General features: G+C 38.5%; 7 protein-coding genes. 2 read left to right on the plus strand and 5 right to left on the minus strand.

The window, feature by feature from the left end; genetic code table 11:
• Positions 1–144: 144 nt before the first annotated feature.
• A complete protein-coding gene (locus COS96_00360) occupies positions 145–1,326 on the minus strand; it encodes a hypothetical protein (protein ID PIU44173.1) in 1,182 nt (393 codons plus the stop codon).
• Positions 1,327–1,403: 77 nt separating this feature from the next.
• Between COS96_00360 and dnaB the strand changes: the two genes are divergently transcribed.
• Both dnaB and COS96_00370 read left to right on the plus strand, forming a co-directional pair.
• On the plus strand, positions 1,404–2,819 hold the full coding sequence (gene dnaB / locus COS96_00365; protein ID PIU44174.1) for a replicative DNA helicase: 1,416 nt from the start codon (positions 1,404–1,406) through the stop codon (positions 2,817–2,819).
• Positions 2,820–2,822: 3 nt separating this feature from the next.
• Positions 2,823–3,437, plus strand: coding sequence for a recombination protein RecR (locus COS96_00370; GenBank protein ID PIU44175.1), 615 nt, complete (start codon positions 2,823–2,825; stop codon positions 3,435–3,437).
• A 73-nt stretch (positions 3,438–3,510) separates the two neighbouring features.
• On the opposite strand, the gene rplU is transcribed toward COS96_00370, so the two are convergent.
• The 4 genes from rplU to COS96_00390 are packed head-to-tail and all read right to left on the minus strand — an operon-like array spanning position 3,511 to position 6,544.
• Complete coding sequence (gene rplU, locus COS96_00375) at positions 3,511–3,819, minus strand: 50S ribosomal protein L21 (GenBank protein PIU44176.1); 309 nt, start codon at positions 3,817–3,819, stop codon at positions 3,511–3,513.
• Between the two features lie 17 nt (positions 3,820–3,836).
• Positions 3,837–4,850 (minus strand): DNA recombination protein RmuC, encoded by a 1,014-nt coding sequence (locus COS96_00380; GenBank protein ID PIU44177.1) that lies wholly within the window; start codon positions 4,848–4,850, stop codon positions 3,837–3,839.
• Between the two features lie 18 nt (positions 4,851–4,868).
• Entirely contained in the window at positions 4,869–5,825 is a 957-nt protein-coding gene (locus COS96_00385) for a hypothetical protein (protein ID PIU44178.1), read from the minus strand.
• Entirely contained in the window at positions 5,822–6,544 is a 723-nt protein-coding gene (locus COS96_00390; GenBank protein PIU44179.1) for a hypothetical protein, read from the minus strand. The genes COS96_00385 and COS96_00390 overlap by 4 nt, the downstream gene beginning before the upstream one ends.
• Positions 6,545–6,550 lie beyond the last annotated feature (6 nt).

Here is a 6,550-nt window from a genome sequence, read left to right on the forward strand (position 1 = left end):
ATTGCGGATTAAACGGCAAATCGCCGAATCAATTTTTAGAAGATTATCAACTAACTAAACCGACAAATGTCTGTGCCTAAGACAAATCTGCCAAATTCAAAATTCAGTTTTATGTAGATGTATGTAGATGTCCGACATCTACATTTAAGGGAGAAAGAAGGGGTCTTGGGTTTTTCCCTCCTCGTTTTCTTTTTTTTCCCTCTCCTCCTTTTCTTTTCGGCATAATTCGTAAAAATCCAAAACTTCTCCGGCGACTTTCTCCCATGAATATTTTTGGACTTCCTCCAGTCCCCACTCCCCTGCTTCTTTCCTTAAATTTTCGTCTTTGATGAGGAGTTCTAATTTTTCAGCCAGTTGCCCGTAATTTTTCGGTTCGACCAAAAATTTTTCTCCTTTTGTCCCCTCCAGAAGCTCTTTATATCCCCTATTGGAAAATCCGACGATTGGTTTTCCGCAGGCCATGGCCTCCAGTAAAACAATGCCGAAACTTTCTCCGGAAACAGCCGGACTGCAAAAAATATCAGCTGTATTGTAATAAGAAGCTAAATTGTTTCCGGAAATCTCTCCTTCAAAATAAACTTCTTTTAATTTATTTTCCTTAACATACTCTTGGCAATTTTTTTCCAAATCTCCTTTTCCGACTATAATCAATCGCAAGTTATTAAATTTTTCAGAAAGAATCTTGTAGGCCTGAAGAAGATAGATGAGCCCTTTTCTTTCTTCTATTCTGCCGACGAAAAGCAAGTTTATTTTTTTATCCGAAGAAAATTTTCTGATTTTCGGATAGCTGGGATTGAATTTTTTAAGATTTATCCCGTTGGGAATTACTTTTTGGGAGTTAGGAAAGCCCTCAAAAATTTCTAAAATCAATTTTGCCACCCCTATTACTCCGTCCATTTTCCATTTTACAATTTCGTTCATGGCGACGCTTAAAGAAGGAAAAAATTTAAAAAGAGTGCTGCCCTCAATATCAGCGTGAAAAGTCAGGATATTAAGAGAATCGGATTTTTCCAAAATTTGAAGAGCCGAAGGAAAGCCGAAATTATGGAAATGGAGAACATCAAATTTTTCTCTTTCCAAAACCCTATCTATCGCCAAGGGATTGAAATTCACACTAAAATCTGATTGGCTGCCGTTGAATTTCATAGGAAAAGATGTGCCGAGAAGAATCACGTCTTTGCCATAATTTTCCAGAAAATTTCTTCTGGGAACGATTATTTTTGATTCCACCCCTCTTCTCCTAAATTCATTGCGCAATCCTAAGATATGGTTTTTGATTCCACCCGGTTGGGAAAATGTATGAAAAGATATTAAACCGACCTTCATAAATTTGTAATTTGTAATTTGAAATTTAGATTTTAATCCTTGTTAAGCGATTAAACCTTTGTTATCATTATATAACAATGGCAAACAATTCAGCAAATGTAAACATAGATAGGCTTCCCCCTCAAAACATTGAGGCGGAGAGTTCTTTGCTTGGATCATTGATGCTTGATAAAAACGCTATTTTCAAGGTAGTTGATTTCTTGTTGGCCAGAGATTTTTACAAAAAACAGCATCAGGATGTTTATCAGGCCTGTTTGGATCTTTTTGCAAGGACAGAGCCGATTGATATTCTGTCGGTCGCCAATAAGCTCAAAGAAAAAAACTTGCTTGATGAAATCGGTGGCAATAGCTATTTAACAGAATTAATGAATTCCGTGCCGACTGCCAGCCACGTTGCCAATTACGCTAAAATCGTCCAGAGAAAAAGGATTTTAAGGGATTTAATTGACGCTTCTTATGATATTAAATCTTTAGCTCAAGAAGAAGAGGAGGAGACAGATGTTCTTTTAGATAGAGCTGAAAAAAAAATCTTCAGTATTGCCCAGAAAAGCTTATCTCAACATTTTGTGGCCATAAAAGACACCTTGGAAGAGGCTTTTGAAAGAATAGATATGCTTTCCAAACACGAAGGCGGATTAAGGGGTGTTTCAACGGGTTTTAAGGGACTGGATAATATATTGGCCGGATTGCAGAAATCAGATTTTATTATTTTAGCCGCAAGGCCGAGTATAGGAAAAAGCGGACTGGCTGTAAATATGGCTCTCAATGTGGCTCTTAAAGAAAAGAAGCCTGTGGGGATATTTTCCTTGGAAATGTCAAAAGACCAGATAGTTGACAGGCTGATTTCCTCCATATCGGGAATAGACTTGTGGAAATTAAGAACCGGACGGCTTTCAGCAGAGGGAGAAGAAAATGATTTTACTAAAATACAAAACGCCTTAAGTATTTTATCAGAAGTTCCGATTTATATTGACGACGCTTCTTCATCCAATATCCTCCAGATGAGGGCTATGGCCAGACGTCTTCAGGCTGAAAAAGGGCTGTCTTTGTTGATTATTGATTATTTGCAACTGATGGAACCAATGCACCCTACGGCAAATTCGGTTCAACAGGTGAGTGAAATTTCCAGAGCCCTGAAGGGATTGGCCAGAGAACTTAATATTCCGGTTATGGCCCTTTCTCAATTATCAAGGGCAGTGGAACAAAGATCTCCTCAAGTTCCAAGACTATCAGACCTCCGCGAATCCGGAAGTTTGGAGCAGGATGCGGATGTTGTTCTCTTTATTTACAGAGAAGACAGATATAGGCCGGAGACATCAAGAAAAGGCATTGCCGATATAATTATTGCCAAGCATCGTAATGGGCCAGTCGGCAAGGTTGAGCTTTTCTTTGACGAGAGATTTGTTTCCTTCCGCGACCTTGAAAAATCTTATGGCGAAGGAGAGGGAGAGGGCGGAGGAGAAGGAAGCGAATTGGATGAAATATTTTCTTAAAGCATGTATTCTAAATCAATTCAGAAATTAATTGAATTGTTTTCCAAGTTTCCGACAGTTGGGTCGAGAACAGCGGCTCGTTTTGTTTTCTTCCTGATGAAAACGTCAAAAGAAGAAATAGACGATCTGGTAAATTCCATTTCCGCCTTGAAAAATAATGTAAAGTACTGCGGTTTTTGTTTCAATACTTTTGAGGGCGAAGGTGATTTTTGCGAAATCTGTTCCAATCCGATAAGGGACAAAACATTGCTTTGCGTCGTAGAAAAAGAAACTGATTTGACCACTCTTGAGCAGACAAAAAAATATAAAGGACTTTATTTTGTTTTGGGAAACAGGGCTTCGGCTTTTAAAAAAGAGGATGTTAAGGGTTTGAGAATTAAAGAACTTGAGGAAAGAGTTAAATCTTCTGAAAAATACGGAATTAAGGCTGATTTCAAGGAGATTATTATAGCTATTAACCCAACGGCCGAGGGAGAGGCGGCCAGCTTGTATCTGGAGCGATTATTAGGCCCTTTAGGCGTCAAAATCACCCGTTTGGGACGAGGATTGCCTATGGGCGCAGAATTAGAGTATGCCGACGAGGAAACCCTCTCCAGCGCCCTCGAAACCCGAAAATAAAAACTCCGCAGTGCGGAGTTTTTGGTTTAATCTTTGAGCCATAATTTACGGTTCGCAGATTACAAGTCCTAAATTAGGAGATGGTTTTGATTTCTACTTCTGTGAACGGCTGTCTGTGCCCCTTTTTAACGCTAGTCCTCTTCTTTGACTTATATTTGAAGGTAATGACCTTGTCGCTCTTTCCTTGTTTCACCACTTCTCCAACAACTTTAGTGTCCTTCACCAAGGGCATTCCCACTTTCACTTTTCCAGCATCTTCCGTCAATAAAACCTCGGAAAAGATTATCTCTTTCCCCGCTTCCTGCTCAAGTTTTTCAATTTTTACTTTATCTCCCGGTTTAACAACGTATTGCTTGCCTCCGGTCTTGATTATAGCCAACATAAATTTTAAATTTTTAATTAAGGATTTGGTTTATCTATCTGTAGGGGTTCGACTTGCTCTTCCCCTTCAGTTAATTTTGCCACGTCTTTATCTATTTTTGCGAATTCTTTATAAGTTTGATTATAAGCGTTTACTACCGTCGTCAAATTATTTCCTAATTTTTTCAAAAATTCATCGTAATTAAGCAAATGTTTCTGCAAACCCCCCACCCTCTTGATAATTTCTTGAGCTGACTCCTCAATCTTTAAAGCTCTCAATCCCTGCATTACTGTTTGAAGGTAAGCGTAGAACGATGTCGGCGAGACAATAATAACCTTTTTCTGTTTGAAAGCGTACTCAATTAAATCAGAAGTGCTTATTTTTATTCCTCCGACCTGATTGACCAAAAGATCGTAATATATGCCTTCAGATGGAATAAACATAAAGGCAAAATCCATTGTCCCTTCGTCCGGCCTGATATATTTTGCCGTTTCTTCAATTCTGTTTTTTAGGTCCTGTTTAAATATTTTTTCTAACTCCCCTCTTCTTTCCGGATTTTTTTCTTCCAGAATTTTATTGTAATTCTCCAGAGAAAATTTGGCGTCTACCGGCAGTATCTTGTCTTTTATGAAGATTACCGCGTCAACAATGTCTCCATTCTTAAATTCATACTGATATTGGTATTGGCCGGGTTGAAAAACATTTTTCAATAGGGTTTCCAGAAAATACTCTCCCAGAATACCTCTTTGCTTCGGATTGGCCAGAATGTCGGTGAGCTTGCCTAATTGCTGTTTTACATCTTTGACATGTTCGTGGTCAGAGTGCAGTTTTTCCAGTTGAGAGGTGATATCTTTAACTATATCTCGGCTTTCTTTTGATTGATATTGAAGGAACTCTATATTTTTCTCCCTTGCCTCTTTTAATTCGTCTTTTATCCCTTTTAGGTCTTCCCTTAGGCTAACGCCGGATTCTTTGTTGTCCTTTTTAGCGATTAAAAAAAAGACTATCCCCAGCAACAACCCTATTATTATAATAAAAAACACCTCATTCATTGTTTTATAACATTAGCATTAACGGAGGAAAAGTTCAATTAAAATGAATAAAAGATAGATACTTAAGAGAATAAACCCTTCCTTTTTGGTTACCTTATTCTTTGTCCTGACGGCAAAGATAAAGGAAAGAGCAGCAATTAAAAGGAATACTTTGGCGACAATAAGAGGAGCGGAATCAACTATTTGAACGGGGCAGATAATCGCTACCACCCCTAAGGCCAAACTGGCCGGGATAATAATTGAGCCCAACAAATTGCCAAGAAGCATGGAGACCTCTCCCCTTCTGGCCGAGTGAATGGAGAAGAATATTTCCGGAAGACAATTCATTGTTCCGGTGATTAATATTCCGACAATCATCAAATTTATGCTTAATTCGACGGAGAAGAAAACAGCTGATTGGATAATCCCTTCGCTGGCTATCAGCAACAAGATAATTCCCAAAAATACTTTGCCTATATTTTTAAAGAAAAACAGCATCTTTCTGTCTGCGGGATTTTCGTCGTCATCGTAAACTTTATTGAATCTTTCTTTTTCCGAGAAAAGCCAGAAAATATAAAAAAAGAAAGACATTACCAAAATCAAGCCGTCGCCTCTTCCCAAAACGTCGTCCCAAATTAAAAGCACAGGAAGAGAAGCGATGGCAATGGTAAAAATTGAAGATGTCTGAACTATTTTTCCGTCAGCCGGCAACCCTCTTTTTGAGAATAAGGCCGCTAAAGCGATGGTGATGGTTAAATCAACTAAATTTCCGCCGACAATATCTCCGAAAGCCAAATCAGGAACATCATTGATGGCTGAAATGATTCCAACAAATAAATTGGGCAAGGTGGCGGCAAAAGCCATAATGAAAAAAGCAACCACAAATTCGTGCAGTTTTAAAAATCTGGCTACTCCGCCCAAGGCCTCAAGTATTCCTCGTCCGACCCAGAAAAGCAGGGCGCAGGAGGCGATAAACATTATAGTATGAAAAATCATATTTTATTTTTCTTATTTTTTATGAAGAACCATTTAACAGCTTCAATTAGAAGAACTTCCAGCAGTCCCAAGCCGATAATTATCATCCAGTCGGTAATTCCGAGAGGAACAGTTTTTAATAATTCTTGGAAAACCGGCGCATAAATGGAAATGGCCAGCATCAAGAATCCCGCCCCGACGGCTAAAAGCAGAGGTTTATTTGAGAAAATATTTATATCCCATATATTCTTTCTTAAGCTCTCGCAGGAAAAAACATAGAAAAGGGAGTCGGCCGCCAAACAAGCGAAAATCATTGTTCTTACATAATCAATATCATAAGTTTTGTGCCACAACAAGAAGAATAATCCCAAGAGGATTAAATCTGTAACAATCCCAATGACAAATATTATGGTTTTCATTTCTTTGGTCAACAAAGGAGCTTTTTTTGATATTGGTTTATTCTTCATAATATCTTTTTCCTCGGGCTCAAAAGCTAAAGCCATATTCGGCAAACTGTCTTCAATCAGATTGATCCATAGTATTTGGGTGGCGGTAAGAGGCAATGGCAAACCTGCCATAATGCTGGCCCCGATCAAAACCACTTCCGCAAAACCTCCGGAGAGCAGGTAGGTGATGACTTTTTTTATATTATCCATAATGAATCTCCCCTCTTCTACGGCTGCAACGATAATGGAAAATTTATTATCCAAAAGTATTAAATCAGAGGCTTCTTTGGCCATTTCTGT

The organism is Candidatus Nealsonbacteria bacterium CG07_land_8_20_14_0_80_39_13 (genome assembly GCA_002779355.1).
Classification (GTDB): domain Bacteria; phylum Patescibacteriota; class Minisyncoccia; order Minisyncoccales.